Source organism: Pseudomonas sp. ACM7 (genome assembly GCF_004136015.1).
Classification (GTDB): Bacteria; Pseudomonadota; Gammaproteobacteria; order Pseudomonadales; family Pseudomonadaceae; genus Aquipseudomonas; species Aquipseudomonas frigoris.
Genome location: NZ_CP024866.1, coordinates 5,171,281 through 5,195,772, shown reverse-complemented (window position 1 = coordinate 5,195,772; position 24,492 = coordinate 5,171,281). Strand labels below are relative to the sequence as shown.

Sequence of the window (24,492 nt, the reverse complement as noted above, 5' to 3'; positions counted from 1 at the left end):
TCGATGTTGTTTACGCCCTTTCAGAATTTTGCGTCTGCTGATTCCTTTTTCCGGTATTGGCGAACGCCACAGCACTGCACGAGGAACAAGGGATGTTCGCGCCGGCCAATCAAACTCACTTTGCCCTGACTATCGAAGGTCTTTCCAGCGACTTCCAGGTTCTTTCCCTGCAAGGTCGGGAAGCCATCAGCCAGCCCTTTGTGTTTGAGGTGGAGCTGGTCAGTGAACAGCCGTCCCTGGACCTCGAGACCCTGCTGCACAAACCGGCCTTCTTGCAGCTCTCGCCTGACGGCAGCGGCATCCATGGCCAGATCTACCGCGCCGCCCAGGGTGATTCCGGCAAACGCCTGACCCGCTACGCGGTGACCCTGCGCCCGCAACTGTCTTACCTGGCGCACCGCATCAACCAACGCATCTTCCAGAACCTTAACGTGCCGAAAATCATCGGCAGCGTCCTCGAAGAGCACGGCATCCAAAGCAACGCCTATGAATTCAAAGTCGGGGCGATTTATCCGGAGCGCATTTACTGCGTTCAGTACGATGAATCGGACCTGCAGTTCGTTCAGCGTCTGTGCGAGGAAGAAGGTATCCACTACCACTTTCAGCACAGCGCCACCGCCCACAAGCTGGTGTTCGGCGATGACCAGACGGTGTTCCCTAAACTCGCGCCCGTGGCCTACCAGCAAGACTCCGGCATGGTCGCCAATGACCCGGTGATCAAGCGCTTCGACCTGCGCCTGGAAACCCGCACCAGCCGCACCACCCGCCGCGACTACGACTTCGAAAAACCGCGCCTGACCCTGGAAAGCGAAAACCGTGGCGACGCCCTGCCCGACCTCGAAGACTACGACTACCCCGGTCGCTTCGTCGACCGCGAACGCGGCAAGCACCTGGCCAAACGCGCCCTCGAACGTCACCGCAGCGACTTCCAGCTCGCCGAAGGCAAAAGCGATCAGCCGTTGCTGGTCAGCGGTCACTTCCTGGCCCTGACCCAACACCCAAAAGCCAAATGGAACGACCTGTGGCTGCTGACCGAAATCCTCCACGAAGGCAAACAGCCGCAAGTGCTGGAAGAGTCGGTCACCAGCAGCACCACTAACCTGAAAGACGATTTCCACCAGGGCTACCGCAACCGCTTCCAGGCCACCCCGTGGGACGTGCCGAATCGCCCACCGCTGACCCAGAAAAAACCGCGCATCCTCGGCAGCCAGAGCGCCGTGGTCACCGGGCCAAAAGGTGAAGAGATCCACTGCGACCAATACGGCCGCGTCAAAGTGCAATTTCACTGGGATCGCGAAGGCCAGGCCGACGACAAAACCAGCTGCTGGCTGCGCGTCTCCTCCGCCTGGGCTGGCGCCCACTACGGCGGCATCGCCATCCCGCGCATCGGCATGGAAGTGCTCGTCAGCTTCCTCGAAGGCGACCCCGACCAACCGCTGATCAGCGGCTGCCTGTACCACAAGGAAAACGTCGTCCCGTACGCCCTGCCGGCGAACAAAACCCGCAGCACCTTCAAAACCCTCAGCTCCCCCGGTGGCGGCGGCTACAACGAACTGCGCATCGAAGACAAAAAGGGCCAGGAACAAATCTTCCTGCACGCCCAGCGCGACTGGGACGAAAACGTCGAACACGACCAGAAAATCCGCGTCGGCAACGAACGCCACGACACCGTCGAGCAAAACAGCTACAGCGAATTCAAGGCCGAAGAACACCACACCGTCTACGCCGACCGCAAAGTCGAAACCCGCGCCAACGACCACCTCACCGTGGGCGTCAACCAGCACATCAAGGTCGGCACAGGCCAATTCATCGAAGCCGGCCAGGAAATCCACCTGAGCAGCGGCATGAAAGTCGTGCTCGAAGCGGGCAGCGAACTGACCCTCATGGGGGGTGGTAGCTTCATCAAGATCGACGCCAGCGGTGTGACGCTGAGCGGGCCGGTGATCAACATGAATTCCGGCGGCAGTCCGGGAAATGGGACAGGTGCTGCGCCATTGATGCCGGGGGTATTGAAACAGGCGGATGCGGATAAGGCTGGCCAGGTTGTTGCGCCCTCCCTTGCATCGTATAAAGCGCAAGCAAAGACAGGGGTGCTACTGCCGACTCCTTCGTGCCACCTCGATGCCTCCGGCCATTGCCCCATTCACCAGCCGGGTAAAACAGCATGATGGACTCGATTCCTTCGCCGTTCGAGCAAGCTGCGTCACCGGGCACCATGTGCCTGATTCTGGATGGCAGCTTTGATGCGGATTTGCTGACGCGTCTGTTTCAAGGTGACGAACAATCTCGCCCTCGGTGTATTCCACTATTCCTCAACACGCCATATGCCGAACTTCAACCTGCTGGACCTTACGTTGTCGTGTGCCCTGCAAAAGGCGACTCGACGGCCTATGCCAGTGCCTTGCTGGAGCAGTCCGACGCCGGCTGCGTGGCCTGGCTGAGCAATGAGCAAGCCTTGGATAACGGGGTTGAACACTGGCAAAGCCTGCTCACTGTGCGCACCGACGACGCGCCGCAACAAATGATGCGGTTTTTCGATCCACGTTGGTTGGAGCCCCTGCTGCGCAGCCTCAATGAAACTGAGCGCGCCCAGTTTATTGGGCCGTTCACCGGCATGGCCTGGCGTAACGAAATGGGCTGGCGGTATTGCGCCAAGCCCCCCAAAAGTCCCGCCACCGAACTGCAACCGCCCGCTTGGCTGTACCTGAGCCCGGAGCGCGAAGAATCGATTGAACAAGGTCGATTGAAGGTCATTGCAGCACGCTTTGCCGAGGACTATCGCGAAGTATTACCCGCCGAAGACACCGTCGAGTTTGTACATCGTCAATTGCTGGCCGGACAACAAGCAGGCTACCAACAGATGGCAGATCAGGAGCGCTGGCTACGCCTCGCCATAAGCCGTGGAGACTCCTTTTGGGCAAACGCCCCTGATGCAGAACTCCTGGCTCGTAACGACGTGGCGCTGGGTGAAAAATTGACTCAGCTGGAAAGCCTCTGAATCACAAGGACGATGAGCAATGAGCAACACCTACACGGTTAAAAGTGGCGACACCCTCGGCAGTATCGCCAGTACGAACAAATGCTCGTCGGCAGACCTGCGGGCACTGAATCCAATCATTACCGACCCCAACCACATCAAGGTCGGCTGGGTGTTGACGTTGCCCGCAGCCAAAATATTGCCGCCGCCCAAGCATGCGGACAACCAGAGCACCACCAGCGTCAAGGGCGAAGCCCAATGCAAGGACGAACTGGTGGACGTGGTGCATATCACCGGTGAAGACACTTTTTACGTTCTGACAGAAAAAGAGTCAAAAGCACTCAAAACGCAGACTGACCTCGTCAAGAAACTCATGGACGAGCTGCACCAGAACCTGGCCAAAGCTACCGAAGCGAGCAAATGCACCAAGGCGTCAAATCCTCAGACCAGTTGCGCCTGCTCGCGCTGTATCAAAGATGCCTGGAACGCCAAGGCCGAAGATGCCGGCCTGGTACAGCGATCAGAGCCACAGCCGGAAAAAGCGACCGCAAAGGCGGTTACGCGCAAAGAAGACTTGCAAGGTCAGTTGGCAACCGTGCAGCAGGCACGTGACTGGTATCAGCGTTATACGCCGAAGGTTTCGCTTGGGGGCAACTACCTGGAGAGCAACTGGAAACAGCTGCAAGCCAAAAAAGTACTCGAATTGAACGCCGAGATTGAATCCCTGCGAACCAAAATCGCAGCGCAAGGAAAGGCCGAAGCCGGCGACAGTTCCACCAGCGCCAACAGCGCTGCGCCTGACATCAAGCATGGCAAGGGAAAAACCTCCGAAAGCCAAAAGGGTCGGCAAGTAAAAACGGGCATTACCGTCATCGAAGTCATCTCGTTCAGCGACCCAAGCCGCCGGCACTACATACCGATGAGTTACCGGGAACAGCTTGACTGGAAAGTGAAGGTCAGCACGAAGGTAATGCAGGGCAAGCCGCTCGATAAAAACCTGGCTAAAGAACTGTTCAAGGACATTAAGTCCGCCGTCAATGAAAGCCGTAAAACCAGTCCCCTGGGCGGTCTGGAAGCCAAATTTACGACCTGGACGAGCAAGGACGACAATTTGCTTAATGCGCTGCATAAAGAATGCTCCTGGACTTCCAACCAGGCAGACTCGGCTAAATACGCCGTCTCCGCCGAAGCCCACGCTTTCCGTTTCGCCGCCACCGCCAGCGCCGGCATCAACAGCTGGGAACCCGGCAAGGGCAACATCGAGGTGGGAGTTAAGGGCAGCGCTGCGATTTCGTTGGCAGAAGGCTCGGCCGCCCTCAAGAGTTTCTTTCCCGATCAGGGAGGTTATGTGGTGCGGATGCCTTATCGCAACGCCGAAGGCAAGGAAGTAGTGAGCGACATCGGCATCTTCCGTCTTGACGGAAAAGTGGAGCTGTCGTGTTTCGTCGGTGCGACGGCACAAGGTCAGGCTGGCGTTAAAGCACAATACAAACCCAAGGAAGTTGAAGCCTCGGGTGCGACGGCGCTGCTCAGTTCACCCAGCATGGCGGTGGATAAAAAGCGTGGAGGTGCCGTAGGTTTGAAGGGCAATGCCTTTGCAGGCGTACAAAGTGGCGGCACCGTAACCGGAACGTTGAAGTGGCTTGATCCGGCCAAGCAAGGGGGCGGCAAAATTGTCGCGGGCCAGGCGAATGACAGTGGCAGTACAGACTGGGCGAGTCTGGTTGAGATCAAGACTGAAGGCAATGTGGCGCTTGGCATTGGAGCAAGTTTTGATTTCGGCATTGAAATCAACGCGGATCGTTTGGCGATCAACTGCAAGGCCAGTCTGGTATTTGGCCCGGGGGCTGGAGGCGGTTTTGGTACATCCGTGGATTTAGAACAGGTTGGGAATCTTGCATTTATTTTATGCAGCGCCTTGTCAAAAGCAGACTTTCATTATCAGTTGGCAGTGACGGAAGAGGCTTTTAGCTACATGGCCAAGGGGCTATTTCACGTTGCAACACATCCAGGAGAAGTAGCTGGAAAAGCTTTCGTAGAAGGCTTTGAAAGCATGGAACGTTGGTGGCTAAGACGAAAGGCCACTAAAGAAGAAGCCCAAAATTTGGCCGCATATCTACTCAGTAATCAAGCCATCAATGTAAATAGCAAAAAAATCCCCCTCAAAATACTGCCACCTGAAACCATTGGCCCCATGCTTTATTTGTTAACCGAGAGCTTTGTTGAAAGCTGGGCCGAAAACCAGGAAAAAGCCGTTGTTTTATTGCTATCTCATTTGCGTACCTGGCGTCATTTCCTTGAAGTATTGGAACATTGTTCAAAAAATGGCAGCAAAGTCAAAGCGATAGATAGTTTGGATCGTATTAATGCGCTTCTGGATGGGAGCGAACAACGAGAGTTCAATCGTTTTATAGGAACTTTAGCGATTAATAGCGATTCATCCGCACGAACCGATGGAATGTTGGCTTGGTCTCCAGGTTTGCCGTGGCGTAAAGAAGGTGTGTTAGTCGCTGCTCGACGCAGCAATCTATTTGACGGCTTGGCGTAAAACTTAACTAATTAATAAGGGCGCCGTTGGCGCCCTGATTTTCAGCCAATTAAAAAGACTTATCAGTTTGAACAGCACATCGAAAACTCGTTCCAGGATAATGCGCGTCCTTTGAGGGAGCATCAGCCCAGCGACGAACAACCGGAGCTGCACCTATAGGCCCCTCTGGATAGTTTGAACCGCGTCTAACCCTCTGAGTACCAGTCTTAGGCCCTTGCGGGTTATCCATAGGAGACTGCTGATAATAGTCTTTTCCATACCAGTCATTGACCCAGTCCGTAGCATTTCCGGACAAGTTATATATACCTAAAGGATTAGGAGTAAAGCTATCGACTGCAAATGTGCTGCCGCCACTCTTCACTGGGAAATTGCGTCCAAAGTTTAGACTGCCATTATCAGTAGGAAATAGTACGTGCTGACCACGACTACGGGCCGCATACTCCCACTGCGCCTCTGTAGGCAAATCAACAGGGTATCCACTTAGCTGACCAACCCACAGACAATAATCTTTAGCCTCTTGCCAACTTTGTGTAGGTGCGGGTAAGTTTGGTGCATAGAGATGTTTCAGATCCTCTTGTTCTCGATCTTTATTATCAAGTATTGGCTTACCCTGCGCGATAAAAAAAACGTCAAAATCACCTAACCGGGTCTGAAACTTTGAGAGATAGTAGCTACTCAGTTTTACTGGATGTACAAAATCATCATTCCCATCCCTGCTGATATTGCAGAGCTGTTCAGGATCTTGCCCACAAGGCCAGGTACACACATCCTTTTCGTCGTATTCACAAATCCAGCCGAAGTCACCCATATCAAACTGACCACCCTCGACAAACACCATATTGTCGATGGACTGCACGACGGTGTTGAGCACCTTGCCACGCAGTTCGCTGGAAAGATCAGGGTATTTCTTCGCGATAGTGGTGGCGATGGACGCGACTTTCTCTGGGGTAAGGCTCTTGCTGTTTGGCAAAGGGCCGGATTCCGCCTCGCAACCAACCAAAAACATCATGGCTGGCAGGGCAAGCACGAGCTGACGTAGCACTGGGAATATCCTTATAAAATGCGACAAGGGCAGAACATTACCACCCTACGCATGCACAACAAAGCCCAACACTACGCCTTCGAAAAAGACTACGACTACCCCGGTCGCTTCATCGACCGCGAACGTGGCAATCACTTGGCCGAACGCGCCCTTGAGCATCAGCGCAGCGACTTCCAACTCGCGGAAGGCAAAAGCGATCAGCCGTTGCTGGTCAGCGGCCACTTCCTGGCGCTGACCCAACACCCGAAAGCCAAATGGAACGACCTGTGGCTGCTCGCTGGATTAAAGGGGGGACTGGATTAAATGGATTAAAGGGACACCCATTAGCCTTGACTTGAGACCGGCTAATGGGTGTCCCCTTTTGGTTCCAGCACGGCGCAGCAATCTATTTGATGGCTTGTCTTAAATATACAATTAATTATAAGGGCGCCATCGGTGCCCTAACATTTAATACTCTATAGGTTTTTATCTGACTGAATAGCACAGCGAAAGCTCGTACCAGGATAATAAGCATCCTGTATTGGCTTATCGGGCCATCGCCTTACAATTGAAGCTGCTAGCAATGGACCCTCAGGATAATACGAGCCGCGCTTAACTTTATCTGCCCCTGTCTTCGGACCTTGCGGATTTTCCAACGGCGAGTGCTGATAATAATCTTTAGAATACCAATCGTTAACCCAATCCGTAGCATTACCGGACATATTGTAAATACCCAAGGGATTAGGGGTGAATCGGCCAACTGCAAAAGTCTCACCTTCACCTTCTACCGGAAAGTTCTTCCCAAAACTCAGGCTTCTGGTATCGGTAGGAAATAGCACATGTTGCCCGCGGCTACGGGCGGCATATTCCCACTGAGCTTCTGTAGGCAAATCTACCGGATAGCCACTCAGCAGCCCAATCCATTGACAGTAATCTTTCGCCTCCTGCCAGCTCTTTGTGGGCGCCGGTAAATTCGGGGCATACATACTTTTCAAATCTGCTCTGTCGCGGAATTTAGTATCAAACAACGGCTTATTTTGCACGGTAAAAAACAGATCGAAATCACCCAAAATAGTTTGAAACTTCGACAGGTAGTAGCTGCTCAGTTTTACCGGATGCACGAAATCGTCATTACCGTCCATACTGATATTACAAAGCTGCTCAGGATCCTGCCCACAAGGCCAGGTACACACATCCTTTTCGTCGTACTCACAAATCCAGCCGAAATCACCCATATCAAACTGACCACCCTCGACAAACACCATATTTTCGATGGACTGCAGGACGGTGTTGAGCACCTTGCCACGCAGTTCGCTGGGAAGATCAGGGTACTTCTTCGCGATAGTGGTTGCGATGGACGCGACTTTCTCTGGGGTAAGGCTCTTGCTGTTTGGCAAAGGGCCGGATTCCGCCTCGCAGCCGACCAAAAACATCATGGCTGGCAAGGCAAGTACGAGCTGACGTAGCACTGGCAATATCCTTATAAAATGCGACAAAGACCGAACATTAACATCCCACGCCTGCACAACAAAGCCAGACTACTGATTTTCCCCGCTGTACCTCGGAGTTTTCGGATCAGTGAGCTATAGCGGCCTATCCGACTGAATCGCACAACGGAAGCTGTTACCTTGATAGTGACCACCTTGATCTGGCTCTTCAGCCCAACGTCGGACTATAGGAGCGGCGAACAAAGACGCCTCAGAATGATTTGATCCCCTTTTTATTCTCTTAGTACCAGTGTCTGGTCCTTGCGGATTTTCTAAGGGTGAGTGCTGATAATAATCTTTGCCATACCAATCGTTGACCCAGTCAATAGCATTGCCTGACATACCGTAAAGACCCAAAGGGTTAGGAGGGAAACGTTTCACAGGAAACGTGGCTGTTTCAGACTCCATTGGAAAATTTTCCCCGTAACTGAGACTCCCAGTATCGGTTGGAAACAACACATGCTCGCCTCGACTGCGGGCGGCATACTCCCACTGCGCCTCAGAGGGTAGGTCCACGGGATAACCACTTAGTTGGCCAATCCATTGACAGTAATCTTTGGCCTCCTGCCAGCTTTGTGTGGGAGCAGGTAATACTGGATTAAAAAGTATATCTTTTAGATCTTCTCTATCTCGATATTTAGCATCAAACAGAGGCTTTCCGTTCGCAACAAAAAACAAATCGAAATCACCCAACGCAACCTGAAATTTCGACAGGTAATAACTGCTCAGCTTTACCGGATGCACAAAATCATCATCACCACCCGAACTGATATTACAAAGCTCCTCCGGATCCTGACCACAAGGCCAGGTGCACACATCCTTTTCGTCATACTCACAAATCCACCCGAAGTCGCCCATATCAAACTGACCGCCTTCGACAAACACCATATTGTCGATCGACTGCACCACGGTGTTGAGCACCTTGCCACGCAGTTCGCTGGAAAAGTTCGGGTATTTATTCTTGATCGTGGCCGCGATCGCCGCGACTTTTTCTGGCGCGAGTTTCTGGCTGTGCGGCAAGGGTTCGGATTCTGCCTGGCAGCCGAGCAGAATCAATGCTGGCAGGGCAAATACAAGCTGACGTAACACAAGCGATTTCCTTATCAACTACAACCATGCCAGAACCTTATCACTCCCCGCCTGCACCACAAAGCCCGATACCGAGCCTATCACTGAAGCCCCGGCAACCGGTTTTGACAGATCGGACACAATCAAGGCATGCAAATGCCGCTTTGTGGCTATGTTGGTTCAGGAGATTCACCATGAAAATGTTTCCACCCGAGTATCCCGATCCCCTCCAATTCAGCAAAGCAACCCAACGCGCCGTCAGTGCAATCCACAACATCCAACCCCGCCGGCCTCGTCTTCACCCTCCTCCCGGCCATCGACACTGAAACCTGTTAAACCACGCCTGCGAAAACCTCTGCATCACTCAACGAACTGACCACAGATCTCAATTCCGCGACAGTCGCAATTTGCTGCGATGCGGCCAGGCAGCGATTGCAGGCACCGGTTTAATCCAGGCAATAAAAATGGGCGACTACCACGGTCTCCCATTTTTTATGTCTGAAGCTTTTAAACTGCTCTCCAGAGAAGGTGTTCGCCCAGTGTAATGGCCTGGCAATCCATGCACCGGTAAAGAGCCCTGACACTGGGCGAACGGGAAGTATTTTAATTGAAGTTTTCGAATATGTCCGCGTATATGAACATGAAATTTATCGAAACAACTTTCGATTAAATGTCGGCCCAAATACTATTTTACAGACTAGCAAACTCACCAGTTAGACCATTAAAACTGATTGTTCTTATACAAAAATTGTACAAGCAACCTATAGAGCTAATACTCAACTTCCGTGCTTGCTGTTCACTTTCAATATATCGGTATAGGTGACAACGACACTCTGCCCAACTTTCAGATCTTTCAATTCCGCTTGAACTTCGGGTCTTACGACGTCAACGGTCTTGGACTGGCCGGCGGGGTTTTCGAAGGTGACCTGGTTTTTCTTCACGTCGATTTTGGTGATTTTTAGTTGGACCTGCACCTGACGGTAGGCTTCGCCACCCGGGTTGTCGCTGCCGGGAGCTGCGCGGACTTCGCCAGCGCGTTCGACGGTGCCTGGCAGGCCTTTGTCGACGTCGGTGTCGAGGTAGGCGGCGACAGCGCTAGTAACCTTGACATCGACTTGGTCGCCGACTTTCAGTTTGCCGAGGTTTTTGGCCTTGTCGGTCAATTGCACATGGACCTGACGACCTTCCGGCCCCTCCAGGACGACCTGGTGATTGGCAGCATCGACCGAGACAACTTTGGTGGTGACCTGATCCGCCTCCACAACGGCAGACAGCGGGATGTCCGCCGCCATGGCGCTAAGGCTGGCGGCAGACAGGAGGGTCGCAAGGGTGATGGCTTTGGTCAGTGCGTGAAGTTTCATAAGCGGTACATTCCCTGTGATTTGGAGGCAGCAACGAGCGCTGAACCACCGTCCAGCGCCCTCTGCGCAGATGAGCATAGACGCTGATCAGGGAGTTTTTGCGGTTTCTTGTGCGGTGGATTCACCACTGTCTGTGCCCTTGCCGCTTTCCTTGCGTCGGGTTGGATCGGTCGGGCGCAGGGCGTCGTTGTCGCGCTCGACTTCACCCGGTGGTCGGGGCTCGTCGGGGTTTTCCAAAGTGTCAGGCGGTTTGGGATTCATGGAAATTCTCCTCAGGCTTCGGGATCGTCAACCTCCTGGGCGACGTTCACGGCAGGCGAGTCTTTATGAGATTGATAGGCCTTGGCCTTCAAGGCCTGCCATTGTTCCAGGTCGATGGCGCCCTGCCCCAGCAAGTCATCGGCCACCCGCAGCAGTTCGGCGTAATGGGCATCAGGGGACTGTTGCCAGTAGGCCTTGTCTTCGAACAGGCGCTGCCACGAGGCAAGGTCAGGTGGTTTTAGGTCGTCGCTCATGTGTGGGCTCCTGCGGGGGTTCTCACGGTAGAGGGTTGGGCGTCGCGAGGAGTTCCGGGGGGATTTCGGGGGATCAAGATCAACGTCAAAGGATCGCAGGCTTCGCCAGCCTACAGGGGAGCCTTAATACCCGGTCATTTCCAGATAACCCTGCCCACCATGGCTGCCGCTCAATTGCACCGGCCCTTCCCAATAGGGAATGCGCAAAGCCATCCACGCATTGGGATTGAGCGCGCTGATCGTGATGTCGAGGTGTTTGTCGGGGATTTTGATCGACCAGCGTACCGGCATCGAACGTCCGGCCACTTTGGCGGTGTCTTGCGGTGTGAGGCTTATGTCTGCGGCGTGCAGCAACTGCGTCTGGCCTTGAGCGTCGATCCAGGTGCCGGTGAGGTAAGGCGCGCCGTCCTTCTGCCGCATGCGGTAGAGCATCACCTGTTCGCCGCTGTCCAGGTGCAGGGAAAACCAGTCCCAGCCCGTCTGGTTGGCAGTCAGGGGCTGGCTGCTCCATTCCCGGTCGAGCCAGGCCGGGCCGCTGACTTGATATATTTTACCGTCGATTTCCAGTGTGCCATTGGCCTGGAAAAACGGCTGACTGTAGTAGTACGACGCCTGCCCTTGTTCAGATTTCTGACTGAAGCCTTTGTCGCCCTGAAGCACCAAAGGACGTGTGGAGGTCAGCCGCAGTTGATAGCCAAAATCCTTGTCCCGGGCGCTGAGTTGAAGATCCGCCAACGGGTCGGAACCCTGACTGCTGAAATGCCAATCATCGATCCACGCGTTGAACGGTGCGAGACTCACGCCAGCCTGACCAACACCACCACGGGCATAGCGCTCGGCGGCGTGATGCACTGTCGCCGACGTCACGGCCGCGTGGCCAAGCCAGATGATTTGATTACCCCAGCCAGCGACCTCGGGCGTCGCTTTCAAGGCGCTGCGAAACAACGTCCACTGCACGCCGAACTCGCGTCCCTGATCGTCCTTTAGGTTGGCGGTGACGTACCACCATTCGATGCGAAAACCGTCATGAGGACCGTGATCCGCCGGAAAGCTGAACACCTGACCGGGCACCACCGGGGTGAACGCGGCAGCCTGATGACCCAGCCCCGCGAAGCCTTTCTCAACAGGCCCCGAGTGATCGCACCCGCCCAACAAAGCCAATAGCAACACGCCGAGCTTAATCTTCATGAGCAAACGTCCTCAGCAGATCCGCCGGTTGCGTGCGATACAGCGAATACAGCGGCCACGCCGACGCCAACAAAGTCGCCAACAGCGCCAACCCCATCAACTGCAACAGCTGCATCGGAAACACCCGCAGCGGCAAGCGCCAGCCAAAGGCCTGAACGTTGATCACCGTGTCCAGGCACCACGCCAACGCGATCCCCAACGGCAACGCCAGCACCAAGGTCAGCACCGCCAGCAACCAGGTCTGCCCGAGATTGAGCAACATCAGTTGCCGGCGAGTCACGCCGAGCGCCCACAGGGGCGCGAGTTGCCCGAGTCGGCTCTGACTTTGGGTCAACAGGCTGATGAACAGCGCCACGCCCGCCACACAGAGGGTCAGGCTATTGAGCGCGGCGGTCGCGGCAAAGGTGCGTTCGAAGACTTGCGTGGACCAACCCTTGAGCCGGGCCTGGTCGACGATGCGGCTGTCCTCCAGCGTGAAGCGGGTTTGCAGCGCGGCCTGGAAGGCAGGGATCAACGTCGGGTCGATGCGCAGGTTGAAACGGCTGGGTGTCAGCTGCGGCCAGCCACGCAGCAGATGGTTGACGTTGACCAGCATGTGGCCCTTGGGATTGCCATAGTCGGCGTAGATGCCGACGATCCGTGGCGACCATGTGCCATTGGGTGTGGGAATCGTCAGGTGATCGCCAAGACGCACCTTCAGCCGACGGGCCAGTTGCTCGCTGAGCATCAGCGCATCGTCCTTGGCGAGTCGGTCCCAAGGGTTGTCGCCCAAGGCTTCCAGCAGCGGCCAATGCTGGCGATACGTCGGGTGATCGATCACGCCGAAGACGTCCGCCGGCCAGCCCTGCAACTGGATCGATACTTGCCAGTTGGGCAGCACTGCCGTGAGTCCGGGTTGCTGCTTGAGCCAGGTTTGCAGCTCTCTGGCCTGGGCCGGATTTCGCGGATTAACGTACAGTTCGGCGGTCAGGCGTTGTTCGAGCCAATCGCTGAAGGTCTGACGAAAACCGGCCGTCATGCTGCCCGCTCCAATGTTCGCCGCCAGTGCCAACAACAGCGCCATCAGCGCCAGGCTCAGGGCCGGCAGTTGCTGACGGCAGTCGGCGAGAAACCATTGGCCGAGTACCGAGCGACTGCGATGCAGCACGAGGTTCAACACCCAGTTGAGCACCACCGGCAACGCCAGCGCAGCGCCGATCAACAGTGCCGCCATCAGCACGAAGCCACTGCTCAGGCTGTCGCCAAAGATCAACGCCAGCAGAGCGATCACCGCGGCGATCACGGCAACCCAACCCTGACGCCGCAACCAGCGCGCGTGAGCCTGATGCCAGGCTTGCGGGTCGGCCAGGGCCAGCAAAGGCAGGCGCGCGGCCCGCAACAAACTGTTGGCCCCCGTCAACAACGCGCCCAACAGACTCAGGCCGACGCCGCTGAGCCACCACCACGGACTGAGGCTCAACTGCCCCGCCACTTCGGCGCCGTACAACCCGCGCAGGCTGGCGGCGACGTCCGGCAACAGCACGCTGGCCAGCAGGTAGCCGCTGGCGACGCCGACCAGTCCGCCGATCAACGCCAGACCACCCAGTTCAACCGCCAGACAGGCAATCAACATCCGTGCACTGACACCGCAGGCGCGCAGGGTTCTGAGTAAGCCACGGCGTTGTTCCAGCGCCAGGCCGATCGCGGCGTGGACGATGAACAGGCCGACCACGAATGACAGAAAACCCAGCGCATCGAGGTTCAAGTGAAAGCTTTCGGTGAGGCGCGACAAATTGTTCTCTTCGCCGCTGGTCTTGAGCTGCAGTTGACCCTTGAAGTGATCAGGCAGGGGCGCGGTGAAATCCTTCGGCAGCAGCAGGCGTGACAGCTGATCCGGCAGGCCCAGAATCTGCTGGGCGAAGCCTATGTCCACCAACAACACACCGGGGGCCATATCGGGTTGGGCATGCAGCGGCGGCAATACCTGATCACTCAAAGTCAGCGGGCCTTCGCCCTCATGCAGACCTAGTGCCTGCAACGTCTGCGGCGAAATCCAGGTACTGCCCGGAGGGCTGAAAAACTCGACAACCTGCTCAATCGCCAACGCCTGTCCGGCCACTGCGGAACCGGCGGGCAGCGACACAGGCTCGATCCCCATCAACTGCAAGCGCTGGTCTTCATGCCCCTTGAGCGTCACCCGGCCTTGCAGGACCGGCGACACCGGCCAACCCAAACGGCGCAGGTCGACAAACACGTGTTGGGAGAAGGTTGCGCCACTGGGTGCACTGAGGCTGGCCTGGGGTTCGCCGCCGATCAACTGACTGGCCCGGGCATAGCTTTCACGCGCCTGGCTGTTCAGCGCCTGCACGCCGGTCAGCAGGCTGGTGGCGAGCCAGAGCCCGGTCAGCACACTGAAAAACTGCACCGGATGCTGCCGCCAATGACTGATCAGCGCCCGCAGCGTCTCGCGAAAGACCCGCACTTCAGCGCTCGTCCGCGCCAGCCAGACGGCCACCGTGGAGCACCACTTTTTCGGCCAGCCGCGCGGCAACCCGCGGGCTGTGGGTGACCATCAACAAGGTGGTGGGACTGTCGTCGAGTAACTCCAGCAACAACTTCAAGACCTCATCGCTGGTGGCTTCATCGAGACTGCCGGTGGGTTCGTCGGCCAGCAGCAGTTTTGGCTGCGACGCCAGGGCACGGCCCAGCGCGACCCGTTGCTGCTGGCCACCGGACAGCTGTTCCGGATAACGCTGCAGCAAATCACCCAAGCCCAGACGTTGCACCAGATGCGCCTGCCAGCGCGGATCATGGCGCCCCGCCAATCGCGCCTGAAATGCCAGATTGTCCTCCACGCGCAAACTGCCGATCAGGTTGAACTGCTGAAACACCAGGCCGATTTCGGTCCGCCGCCAGTTCGCCAGTTGCCCTTCGTTCATCTGCTCCAGCCGATGTTCGCCGCTGCGGATGCTGCCGCGATCGACCTTGTCCAGCCCGGCAATCAGGTGCAGCAAGGTGCTCTTGCCACTGCCCGACTCCCCCATCAACGCCAGGCTGCTGCCGGGTTTCAAGGTGAGGTCGACACCTTGCAGAACCGGCAGTGGGCCCTGGGGAGTGGCGTAGCTTTTGAAGACGCCTTGGACCGAAAGCATGGGGAAAACCGTTCGATGTGCGTGGAGCAAGGATAGCGGACGGCAGCAGCACCGCGAATTAACCCCCACGGATACCCCATAGCCCACACACTTCAGGGAAAAAACATACATAACGAAGGAATTGCCTGACTGCTCATTCGTATCCATATGGATACATTTGAGTAATGAATTATCTTATTCAACAAACTATGATCTTCGCGACATGGCATGCCTCAGTTCGTGACTTGCGGGCGAAGTTAGCCATCGCTCGTCGCATTGACCGTGCCTCTGCGGGTAATCTGGGCGATGTCAAACCGGTGGGTGATGGTGTTTCCGAAATGCGCGTGGACGTCGGTGCAGGCTATCGGGTCTACTTCACTATGCGAAATAGCGTCGTCATTGTGCTATTGGCGGGTGGTAACAAATCTTCGCAAACCGCCGACATCAGGCGGGCGAAAAAATTGGCAAAGGAGGTTTAAACATGAGCCAGACTTTGACTACTTTCGATATGGCGGCTCTGCTGGACAGTGACGAAGCCATCAGCGAGTACCTTTCGCAAGTGCTCGCAGACGGCAACAACGAAGAATTTCTTCGCGCTATCGGCTATGTGGTGAAAGCGCGTGGAATGACACAGATAGCCAAGGATTCGGGTATGGGCCGCGAAAGCCTGTACAAGGCCTTCGCACCAGGGGCAAAACCACGTTTCGATACGGTATTAAAGGTCATTCACGCCCTTGGCATTGATCTCTGCGCGCAGCCGGGTCATTCGGTCAATCACTCAACGCTCTAAGAGACTCTTCTGATTAGACTGCTCGCTTGCGCGCCACCCACGTAAAACACAACGGCAACTGCGCCGTTTGCTGCTCATACCGATCATAGAGTTCCTCGCGGTTGGAATGCGGGTACTCCTTGAAGTGGCTGATCTGCAATCCGGCGTCGATGGCGCCGGTGAAAATGGCGCCCAGGGTGTGGACGAACCAGTAGGACGGAGCCGCCTGCTAGTCGACTTTGCCTTCGTAGACGATCGGCTGGTCCTGCACGAAAGGTTCGCTGCGAAAGTACGAGCTGTCCGGCCGATACGGATCGGCGGACTCGGGGTCGAACATTTCGAGGAAGGGATGGGTTTCGTACACCACCAGGCTGCCACCGGGCTTGAGGGTTTGCGCGACGTGGCGGAAGAATTCGTCGATGTCCGGCATCCAGTTCAACACGCCGATGGTGATCAGGGCCACGTCGAAGCGGCCATGAAGTTCAGGCGGCAAGTGATGGATGTCTGCCTCGATGAACTCAGGCGCATGGGGCGAGCGTGACGCCAGTTCCCGCGCCTGATCGAGAAAAGCCTCGGACTGGTCGACGCCCACGACGTGGCGGGCACCCAGCGCAAACAACGAAAGGCTTTCGCGGCCGTTGTTGCAGCCCAGTTGCACCACGTCTTTGCCGTCGACACCCACTTGTTCCAGCAAACCTCGGAGGGTGTCGTCCATGCAGCAAAAATCCCTATTCCCAACAGCCGTCAAACGGGCCCGCCATTCGGGATTGTCTTTGTGGTGTCGGGCGGAGTCATTCCAGGCATCGCGGTTGCTGGCGATGGCTTTTTCTTTTGTCGGCATTTCCATTGCGCGCTCCAGACTGGGGTCTTGATTGACCGGCACGAGTCTAGATCAGCGTTTTGAAAAACCCCATTGAGTCTTTGTTCAAATCTTGTAATCCGGGCATCGCGAACGCGCGCTCGTACGGGAGCTATAGTTAATGACCTTGGGGAATTGCGGGAAAAACCGATTTCGCAGGTGCTGCCATGAAAACAACCGATCTGAGGCTACTGCTCGCCCTCTGCCTGATCACCACAACCGGTGCTCACGCGGACGACAGCCTGACACCCACTACCGATTACAGCAGTGAGTTCAACTATTACGGGGCCGACCAACCCTTCGCTCACCCCGTGCCACCGTCACTAAGCACGGTGCCGCCCGGCTCGTACATCCCGACAGCGCCTCAGGACTTCACCCCCATTTCGAGTCAGCATGAGTTCTACGACTCAAGATTGCCGACGGTAGCGGATGCCACGGTTCGAGTGTTCATCCGCTCCTACGATCAGCAACGCGGTGTCTACGTGAACGAAGAAGTCCTCGACCCCACGTGCCTGCTCGCGTGCCTCAGCCGTCAGGGGCCATTGATGCAATAAGGTCTACCATTGGCGTTTTTCCGGGCGCGCGAGGCCAAGTTTTTCGATCCGGTAGCGCAGCATGTCGCGGCTCAGGCCAAGCAGCCGTGCGGACTTGGTGACGTTCCAGTCGGTCTTGTCGAGCATCTTGCGCACCATGTCGCGCTCCACTTCCGGCAGGTTCATGGACTCGGTGCCGTTGTAAACCGGACGCGGTTCGCAGTATTGCGGCTCTTGCTGGAACAACAGCGGCTCATCCACCAGGCTCAGGCACACGTTCAATTGATGGGCGGCGACGGTGTCGCTCTGGGCCAGCAACACGGTTTGCTCAAGCATGTTGCGCAACTCGCGCACGTTGCCCGGCCAGCTGTAGCTGAGCAGCAATTCCTCGGCCTGATCGCTGAAATACAGGTTCGGTTTGCCATAACGTTTGCCGTGGATCGCCAGGAAGTGTCGAGCCAGCAGCAGGATGTCCGCGCCACGGGCATACAGGCGCGGCACCTTGATCGAGATGATCCGCAAACGGAAGAACAGGTCGCGGCGGAACTTGCCCTGCTGGACCATTTGTTCAAGGTTGCAGTTGGTGGCGCTGATCACCCGTAAATCGACTTTGCGCTCCTTCACCGAGCCGACCCGGCGGATCGTCCGGTCCTCCAGCAGCTTCAGCAGTTTGGCTTGCAGCAACAAGTCCATCTCGCCGACTTCATCGAGAAACAGCGTCCCGCCATCGGCCGCTTCCACCAGCCCGACGCGGCGGTCCTTGGCGTCGGTGAAGGCGCCTTTCTCGTGGCCGAACAGTTCCGACTCCACCAGGTTGGAAGGAATCGAGGCGCAGTTGAATTCAATGAACGGACCTTTGCTGCGCGGGCCGTCGAAGTGCAACGCACGGGCCACCAGTTCCTTGCCGGTGCCGGTCTCGCCTTCCACCAACACCGGAGGCAGATCGGTATTGGCCATGCGCCGCTCGGCGTCGAGTAACTGGCCAATGGTGCTTTTCAGGTACTGCATCGGTGCCGATTCGCCGATCAATGCCTGCACCCCTGACTTCTGCGCTTCGCGTTCCTGATAGAACGACAGTGTGCGTTCCATTCGGTCGGTGGCCAGGGCCTTGTCCAGCAGCAGTTTGAGTTCCGGCATGGCCACCGGTTTAGTGACGTAATGGAAAGCGCCCTCTTTCATTGCCACCACGGCGTCGTCGACGTTGCCGTAGCCGGTCATCATGATCACTTTCAGATCCGGCGCGCTGATGCGCAGCTTCTGGATTAGGTCGTGACCGCTCATGCCCGGCAGCGAGTTATCGGTCAGCACCACGTCCGGGACGAAAGTGCCCAATTGTTCTAACGCGTCCTCAGCCGAGTGGCAGACCGTCACCTCGAAGTCCTTGCGCTCCAGGTAGGTCTGAATATTCTCGGCGAGGAGTTCATCATCCTCGACCAGCAGAATGCTGTGCTCCATAGTCCCCTCCCGTTGCCACTTTAAAATTGAGACAAACGCGGGTTCCTTCCTGCTCTCGGCTGGTCAATTCGACCGAGCCTTCGAAACGCTCCATTATTCTTTTGACCAGGGCCAGGCCCACGCCCAACCCTCCTTGTTTGGTGGTGAAAAACGGCTTGAAGGCCATTTGTTGTTGCTGTGTGGTCATTCCCTTGCCGGTATCGCTCAGGGTCATGCGCACGAGTCCGGGCTGCGGCGTTTCGATATCGATACTCAGCACGCCGCCCTTGGGCATGGCTTCCAGGGCATTGGCAAACAGGCTATTAACAATTTGCGTGAGCAACACCTGTTGGCTGATGACCGGCGGACAACTCTGAGGGGTGAAACGCACGTCGATGCCGGAGCGTTTAATCAGCGCGTCAAACGCACTCAACGTGTCGTCGATGACAAGCACCAGGTCTACCGTTTCGTAGTCGTCGTTCACGGGTCGCAATGACACCAGCAACTCCCGAACCCAGCGCGACATGCGGTCGACCTGACTGATGATGTCACCGATGTTCTTCTGCGCGTTCTGGCTGGCGATGTCCTGAGCCAGTTCGGCGCTGGAACGAATGTTGGCCAACGGATTGCGCAAGCTGTGGGCCACCGCCGAGGACATTTCCCCCAGCGCGACGAAGGTCTCGTTGCTGATCAGTTGTTTCTGCTGGCTTTGCAGCAGCATGGCCGCGCGCTGCACAATCCAGAACAGCCCGAGGTAGATGGCCAGACCGCCAAGTACAGTTGCCAGCCAGATCAGCTTGAAGCCACGCTGGATGCGTTCCACCAGGTCCGCGGGTTCCTTGTAGATCTCCACCATGGCGATCACTTTGCTCTTGTCGGCGTTGAACATCGGGATGTAGGTCTCGATGAACAGAAATTCAGGCTCACGCAGCAGTTGCTGCTCGGGACGTTCCTCATCGATTTCGTGGTAGCTGGTGGACACCGGTTCCTTCATTTCGAAGGACTCGTCCAGTTCCTCATCACCTTCGACGCGCATGCCAATCATTTGTGCATTGGTCGACCAGACCACGGTGCGATCCAGGGCGTACACCACCGCCAACAGCGTGTCCGGCAGGTGTTCGACATGATCGAGAAACTCCATGCGGGCAGCGGCACGGGCCGCCGGATCTACGTCGGGATAGGCAATGTCATCGCGCGGATCGAGCATTTCGCCCATGGTTCTTTGCAGGGTGATGCCGGCATGGCGAATTTCCGCATCACCAATGGCCTGAATGAACTGCGCAGTCAGCATGGAATCACGCTCGATGCTCTCATCGACGACGAAACGCGTGGACACATAGCCCAACCCCAGCGCCACGGCGGCGATGATGAAAAAGCTGCCCAGGGAAAACCAGCGCAGCAAGTTGAACTGTCCTCGCCAGTCCTTGCTTTCTGCTTCCGACATAGCCGACGCAGGTATTTTTTGTTGTTCTGGTATCTGCATAGGACCTTCCCGGATGCCTTGCATAGCCTTTTCAGCCGTGTTTCGGATCAGTGTAGGTGGCATTGATCGAGACAGACGGCCCCAATGACAGGATTAAGCCGCTATTGCGTTTGCGCGGCCTGTAGCGGGTGCTGTCGTTCGGTTTCCTCCTGCAAAAAACCCACGATGGACTGCGCCGCGTTCTCATCCAGCCGCAGGTTGGGCATGGGAATTTTGTCGAAACGCTCAAACAGCTCCAGCGCGATCGGGTCTTTTTCCGCCAGCATGCGGTCCGGCTCGCGAATCCAGCGACTCAGCCAGGCCGGATCACGCAGGCGAGTGACGCCGATCAGGTCCGGGCCGATGCTGCGCATGCCGATGCCCTGCCCGTCCATCGGACCCAGGCTGTGGCACGACGCACAACGGGTGCGAAACAGTTCTTCGCCGTTGCTCGGCGGACGAATCTCGGGCGCATCCGCGTAGTTTTCTTCAACGCTGGGCTGCTTCCAGTTCTGCAGTGTGTTGGCCAACTGATCGGCCAGAATCCACGGGTTTTCGAAAGGTGAAGCTTTCATCCAGCGGCCCGTGGTCTGGTTGCCGACGATCAGGCTGAGGTTGTGGTCCTTGCTGCGTCCGTTGTCGACGCCTTCGATAAACAGCCCGAGTTTTTTTCGCAGATCGGTGACGTCGGCAAACTCCCCGGTGAGAAACTTCCAGCCCGGCCCGACCTTGAAGCGTTGTGCGTAGGCCTTGAGCACATCGGGTGTATCGCTTAAGGGGTCGATGCTGATGGAGTAGAAAAAAATGTCCTGGCCGACCCGATCCCCCAGCAACTTCTGCACCTGACGCAGGCGCGCGGTTTCCAGCGGGCAGGAGTCGCTGCACGAAGTGAAGATGAAATTGATCACCACCACCTTGTCCTTGATCAAATCATCGAAGAAACGCAACTGCCGACCGTCCTGATCGGTCAGCAAGGTGTTGGGGAAGTAATCACCGCCCCAGGGCGTCGCCGACTCCGTCGGTGACGCTGACACGGACGGAGCAGCTTCATGAGCCACCAGCACCCGACTGGCCAGCAGGCAGGTGACCAACATCAAAATCAGGTGCATGCCCAGGGCGCGGGAGCGCGGCGTATGCATTTTCATGTCGGCTCCCTCGCGGTTCATGGTTGGACCACCTCTTTGGGGCCGGGGCCGGAGCCGTCGCCAGTGCGGAAGGTTGGCAGCGCGGCGGAGTTCACGTAGCGCACACCATCCCAACTTGGCAGCGGTGTCGGCATCAGCTGGAATTGCCCCGGTTTTTCAATGTCCCAGCGCAGCAACATGGAGTTGTCCTCATGCTGCGTGTTGTGACAGTGCTCCATGTACGTCCCGGCGAATTCGCGGAAGCTGATCGCTATTTCGACGCTGTCCAGGCCATCCTTTTCCGAGCCGATGCGGTACACGTCCTTGCGTGCCCATTTTTCCCATTCCGGTGGCACCTTGCCGCCGCGGCTGAGGATGATCCCCTCCTCGAAGTGCACATGCACCGGGTGGCTCCAGCCCTCGCCGCCGAGCTTGATGTTCCACACTTCCAGGGTGCCGAAACCGGCGACACCGGCATCGGTGGGGCCACTGGCCAGCTGGGTCGCGGTGTTCAAGCGACGTGGGTCCATGGAGAAACCGAAACCGCCATCGGTCTTGACCGTCCACGGTGCTTCATCGGTACCGTCGGAACGGCCGAAGGTGAAGGTGCGGTGACGGGCTTTGGCCAGCAGCGCCTTGTCGGCGGTGTTGTCGCGGTGAATCTTCAGCGGGATCATCACCAAGCCTTCGGCTTTGCCCGGTTTGGCCGGTTCGTACGCTGCCGGATCCATGGCCAGGTCCTGGCCGGTGTAGGCCTTGACGTTGAGTTGCAACACCTTGCCTACCGCCGGATCACCGTCCTCCCACTTCGGCCCCTTGCTGGTTTGCTTGAGGATCGCCCGGTATTTCTCGGACAGCACGTCAGCCAGGGAGACGGGTTCTTTCGGGCCCTTGCCGTCTTCGTGCACCAGCAGGTTGACGAAGAACAGCTTGTCGCCCGGTTTGATCCCGTTTTTCGAGAAGTTGACGATGATGTCGAAACGTTCGGCAATGCCCAGGGTTGGCAGGATCGCGTTGTGGTTCTGTTTATCGCCGTCGGCATCCAGGTCCATGCTGCCGTCGAACGGCACGCTGTGTTCCATGATGTTGCCGTCGTTGGCAATCATGTGGAACGGCACGCGGGCATACGACACTCCCGAGCCGGCAGGCCCTTGGAACTCCCCGCTGGTGCCCTTGATCTCGCGCACGAGCGCCAGTTTGAAGAAGCGCGACACGGAGCCATTGAGCATGCGGAACCGATAGCTGCGGGCGCGCACATCCAGGGTCGGTTTCCACTGCCAGTTGACCAGCACCTGATCCCCGAGGAAGCCGTTGGTATTGAACGGGTTGAACCACAGTTGACCGTTTTTATCCCACGCCTTGTCGGCAAACAGCAGGTTGACGTCATAGTCGCGGTTACCCCAAGGCAAGGCGCTGCCACTGGGAAAGCGCAGGTTGACGCCGTCATTCACCGATTCATTGCCGCGGTCCAGGGCGCTGTAGTAGTTCATCATTGCCGCGTTGCCCTTGTAGACGTTCTGCGCGGTGAAATCGAGCATGTGGTCGTGAAACCAGTGGGTGCTCATGGTTTCGCGCCAGTCGCCGCGGATTTTGATGGTGCCGTTTTCGCAGGTCTTGCGGCTGGGGATGAGGTCGTTGGTCCATAGGGTTTCGCCCGGCGAGCACGGAAAGGCTGCACGCGGGTCTTCAGCCTTGGTGTTGATGCTGTCGTAGCCGGCCAACTGGATCGGCCAGCGATAGTCGTAAAATTGCCCGGGGAAGAAAAACGCATTGGCATAACCGTCACTTTCAGCCGGTGTGTGGCCGTTGTGTTCGTGGGTGGTGATGGTGTGCAAACCGAACCCCATGTTCGCCGACGGGTCGATCGGCAAGCCGTTGTAATGGCGCATCAACACGGGTTGCCCGTAACGCACCATCAACAATTTTGGCGGCAAGGTGCCATCAAAGGTCCAGACCGAGTTGTGGTTCTGCACCGGCATTTTCGGGTGGAAACGCGCATCGACGCCCTTGGCGGTGCCATCGGTCGCCGGTACGCCAGCCACGTTGTGATAGAGGCCGCCGGGGCCAAACTCGCCCACGGCATAGCGGTGCATCTGACGACTATCACGCCCACCGGTATTCAACCGTGCGCCGGTTTGCACGGTCTTGTAGGCGATTTGGGGGTAAAACTCGTTCCAGCGCTGGTGCGACCAGCCTTTTCCTGGCGGACGGCCTTCAGCCGACGAGCCGATACGGCGGTTGAGGAAAAATTCGATCTGCTTCTGCCACGGGTTACGGTCGACCACGTTGGAATACTGGCTGGGGAACGGAGTCAAGCCTGGTTGACGCAGAAAGGCGTCGAGTGCCGCACTCGGTGGCGCACTGCGGGCCGCACTGGTGGGGTCCTGCTGTGGCAACGGGCCGATGGCTGCCGGTGGAAAACCCAACGGCGCTGCCGGTGTGGTGGGGTCGAGTTTTTCCGGGCCGAATTCTTCGAACAGCACCAACTGCTGAGTAAACGGCTGAGCGCCATACAGTGGACTCGGCTTGCCGTTGGTGGGGTAGTTGAAACTGGTTTGCACCACCGGCGGCAGAATGTTTTCCACCCGCGTGGTGTCTTTGCTGCCTTTGACGCCACCGGGTAAATCGAAGGAATCCTTGTTGGCCTCGGGCATGGTCAAAATGGCATTCAACGCCGCGGCTTTGTCAGCCGGTTCATCGTAGTAAGCCGAGGGGTCGGAAGGTTCTGGCTGTCGCTCGTCGTCGATGGGGCTGGCGCGAAGAGTCGCTGTGCCCAGCGTCATTGTCAGAAGAACGCTCAGAGGCGTCAGGAGGCCAAACCGTTTGAAGGGGTACCGCGCTTTTCTGTCCATCACCAGCCGCCTCGGAGTCGTGAAGGGGGTAATGGGGGTTTTGCAAGGACCTCGCCAGATCTGTAACCGTTATTTACAAAAGTATTAATACTTAACAAAACAATGACTTATCAACATCAATGTGCCATAACCGGGGAAAACGACTGGGGAATGACACCCACTAACGGGGAAAGTTCACACCCTT

General features: G+C 57.0%; 19 protein-coding genes and 2 pseudogenes. 7 read left to right on the top strand and 14 right to left on the bottom strand.

Features of this window, described 5'->3' with window-relative positions; translation table 11 throughout:
- Window positions 1–92 precede the first annotated feature (92 nt).
- From tssI to CUN63_RS24715, 3 genes are read left to right on the top strand one after another with little or no spacing between them, the layout of a single operon-like run.
- Entirely contained in the window at window positions 93–2,168 is a 2,076-nt protein-coding gene (gene tssI / locus CUN63_RS24725) for a type VI secretion system tip protein TssI/VgrG (protein WP_129443287.1), read from the top strand.
- On the top strand, window positions 2,165–2,998 hold the full coding sequence (locus CUN63_RS24720) for a DUF4123 domain-containing protein (RefSeq protein ID WP_129443285.1): 834 nt from the start codon (window positions 2,165–2,167) through the stop codon (window positions 2,996–2,998). The genes tssI and CUN63_RS24720 overlap by 4 nt, the downstream gene beginning before the upstream one ends.
- 19 nt (window positions 2,999–3,017) lie before the next feature.
- Window positions 3,018–5,525 (top strand): LysM domain-containing protein, encoded by a 2,508-nt coding sequence (locus CUN63_RS24715; protein ID WP_129443284.1) that lies wholly within the window; start codon window positions 3,018–3,020, stop codon window positions 5,523–5,525.
- Window positions 5,526–5,574: 49 nt separating this feature from the next.
- Here CUN63_RS24715 and CUN63_RS24710 read toward each other — a convergent pair whose 3' ends face one another.
- Window positions 5,575–6,567 (bottom strand): SUMF1/EgtB/PvdO family nonheme iron enzyme, encoded by a 993-nt coding sequence (locus tag CUN63_RS24710; RefSeq protein WP_256657588.1) that lies wholly within the window; start codon window positions 6,565–6,567, stop codon window positions 5,575–5,577.
- 9 nt (window positions 6,568–6,576) lie between these two features.
- Between CUN63_RS24710 and CUN63_RS24705 the strand changes: the two are divergent.
- Window positions 6,577–6,843: pseudogene (locus CUN63_RS24705) on the top strand (contractile injection system protein, VgrG/Pvc8 family); the annotation flags it as partial.
- Between the two features lie 179 nt (window positions 6,844–7,022).
- Here CUN63_RS24705 and CUN63_RS24700 read toward each other — a convergent pair.
- From CUN63_RS24700 to CUN63_RS24670, 8 genes are all read right to left on the bottom strand, one after another.
- Window positions 7,023–8,015, bottom strand: coding sequence for an SUMF1/EgtB/PvdO family nonheme iron enzyme (locus CUN63_RS24700; protein ID WP_178082670.1), 993 nt, complete (start codon window positions 8,013–8,015; stop codon window positions 7,023–7,025).
- Window positions 8,016–8,129: 114 nt separating this feature from the next.
- The gene (locus tag CUN63_RS24695; RefSeq protein WP_129443282.1) at window positions 8,130–9,122 is read right to left on the bottom strand and encodes an SUMF1/EgtB/PvdO family nonheme iron enzyme; all 993 of its coding nucleotides are present in this window, start codon (window positions 9,120–9,122) and stop codon (window positions 8,130–8,132) included.
- A gap of 755 nt (window positions 9,123–9,877) precedes the next feature.
- Window positions 9,878–10,462, bottom strand: coding sequence for a hypothetical protein (locus tag CUN63_RS24690; RefSeq protein ID WP_129443280.1), 585 nt, complete (start codon window positions 10,460–10,462; stop codon window positions 9,878–9,880).
- A gap of 87 nt (window positions 10,463–10,549) precedes the next feature.
- Window positions 10,550–10,723: a hypothetical protein gene (locus tag CUN63_RS31755; protein WP_165353279.1), complete on the bottom strand. Its 174-nt coding sequence runs from the start codon at window positions 10,721–10,723 to the stop codon at window positions 10,550–10,552.
- Between the two features lie 11 nt (window positions 10,724–10,734).
- Window positions 10,735–10,977: a hypothetical protein gene (locus tag CUN63_RS24685; RefSeq protein WP_129443278.1), complete on the bottom strand. Its 243-nt coding sequence runs from the start codon at window positions 10,975–10,977 to the stop codon at window positions 10,735–10,737.
- A 123-nt stretch (window positions 10,978–11,100) separates the two neighbouring features.
- Entirely contained in the window at window positions 11,101–12,165 is a 1,065-nt protein-coding gene (locus CUN63_RS24680; RefSeq protein ID WP_129443276.1) for a lipocalin-like domain-containing protein, read from the bottom strand.
- Complete coding sequence (locus CUN63_RS24675; protein WP_129445149.1) at window positions 12,155–14,626, bottom strand: FtsX-like permease family protein; 2,472 nt, start codon at window positions 14,624–14,626, stop codon at window positions 12,155–12,157. Before CUN63_RS24675 ends, CUN63_RS24680 begins: the two co-directional genes overlap by 11 nt.
- A gap of 1 nt (window position 14,627) precedes the next feature.
- Window positions 14,628–15,296, bottom strand: coding sequence for an ABC transporter ATP-binding protein (locus CUN63_RS24670; RefSeq protein WP_129443274.1), 669 nt, complete (start codon window positions 15,294–15,296; stop codon window positions 14,628–14,630).
- 164 nt (window positions 15,297–15,460) lie between these two features.
- Between CUN63_RS24670 and CUN63_RS24665 the strand changes: the two genes are divergently transcribed.
- Complete coding sequence (locus CUN63_RS24665; protein ID WP_129443272.1) at window positions 15,461–15,754, top strand: type II toxin-antitoxin system RelE/ParE family toxin; 294 nt, start codon at window positions 15,461–15,463, stop codon at window positions 15,752–15,754.
- A 2-nt stretch (window positions 15,755–15,756) separates the two neighbouring features.
- Window positions 15,757–16,065, top strand: coding sequence for an addiction module antidote protein (locus CUN63_RS24660; protein WP_129443270.1), 309 nt, complete (start codon window positions 15,757–15,759; stop codon window positions 16,063–16,065).
- Window positions 16,066–16,078: 13 nt separating this feature from the next.
- On the opposite strand, the pseudogene CUN63_RS24655 reads toward CUN63_RS24660, so the two are convergent.
- Window positions 16,079–16,891: pseudogene (locus CUN63_RS24655) on the bottom strand (class I SAM-dependent methyltransferase).
- 179 nt (window positions 16,892–17,070) lie between these two features.
- Here CUN63_RS24655 and CUN63_RS24650 point away from each other — a divergent pair.
- Window positions 17,071–17,457: a hypothetical protein gene (locus CUN63_RS24650; RefSeq protein WP_129443268.1), complete on the top strand. Its 387-nt coding sequence runs from the start codon at window positions 17,071–17,073 to the stop codon at window positions 17,455–17,457.
- A gap of 3 nt (window positions 17,458–17,460) precedes the next feature.
- On the opposite strand, the gene CUN63_RS24645 is transcribed toward CUN63_RS24650, so the two are convergent.
- From CUN63_RS24645 to CUN63_RS24630, 4 genes are all read right to left on the bottom strand, one after another.
- The gene (locus tag CUN63_RS24645; RefSeq protein ID WP_129443266.1) at window positions 17,461–18,891 is read right to left on the bottom strand and encodes a sigma-54 dependent transcriptional regulator; all 1,431 of its coding nucleotides are present in this window, start codon (window positions 18,889–18,891) and stop codon (window positions 17,461–17,463) included.
- Window positions 18,860–20,353 (bottom strand): ATP-binding protein, encoded by a 1,494-nt coding sequence (locus CUN63_RS24640; protein ID WP_129443264.1) that lies wholly within the window; start codon window positions 20,351–20,353, stop codon window positions 18,860–18,862. Before CUN63_RS24640 ends, CUN63_RS24645 begins: the two co-directional genes overlap by 32 nt.
- A gap of 101 nt (window positions 20,354–20,454) precedes the next feature.
- Entirely contained in the window at window positions 20,455–21,477 is a 1,023-nt protein-coding gene (locus CUN63_RS24635; RefSeq protein WP_371928190.1) for an SCO family protein, read from the bottom strand.
- 17 nt (window positions 21,478–21,494) lie between these two features.
- Complete coding sequence (locus CUN63_RS24630; RefSeq protein WP_129443260.1) at window positions 21,495–24,308, bottom strand: multicopper oxidase domain-containing protein; 2,814 nt, start codon at window positions 24,306–24,308, stop codon at window positions 21,495–21,497.
- Between the last annotated feature and the right edge of the window lie 184 nt (window positions 24,309–24,492).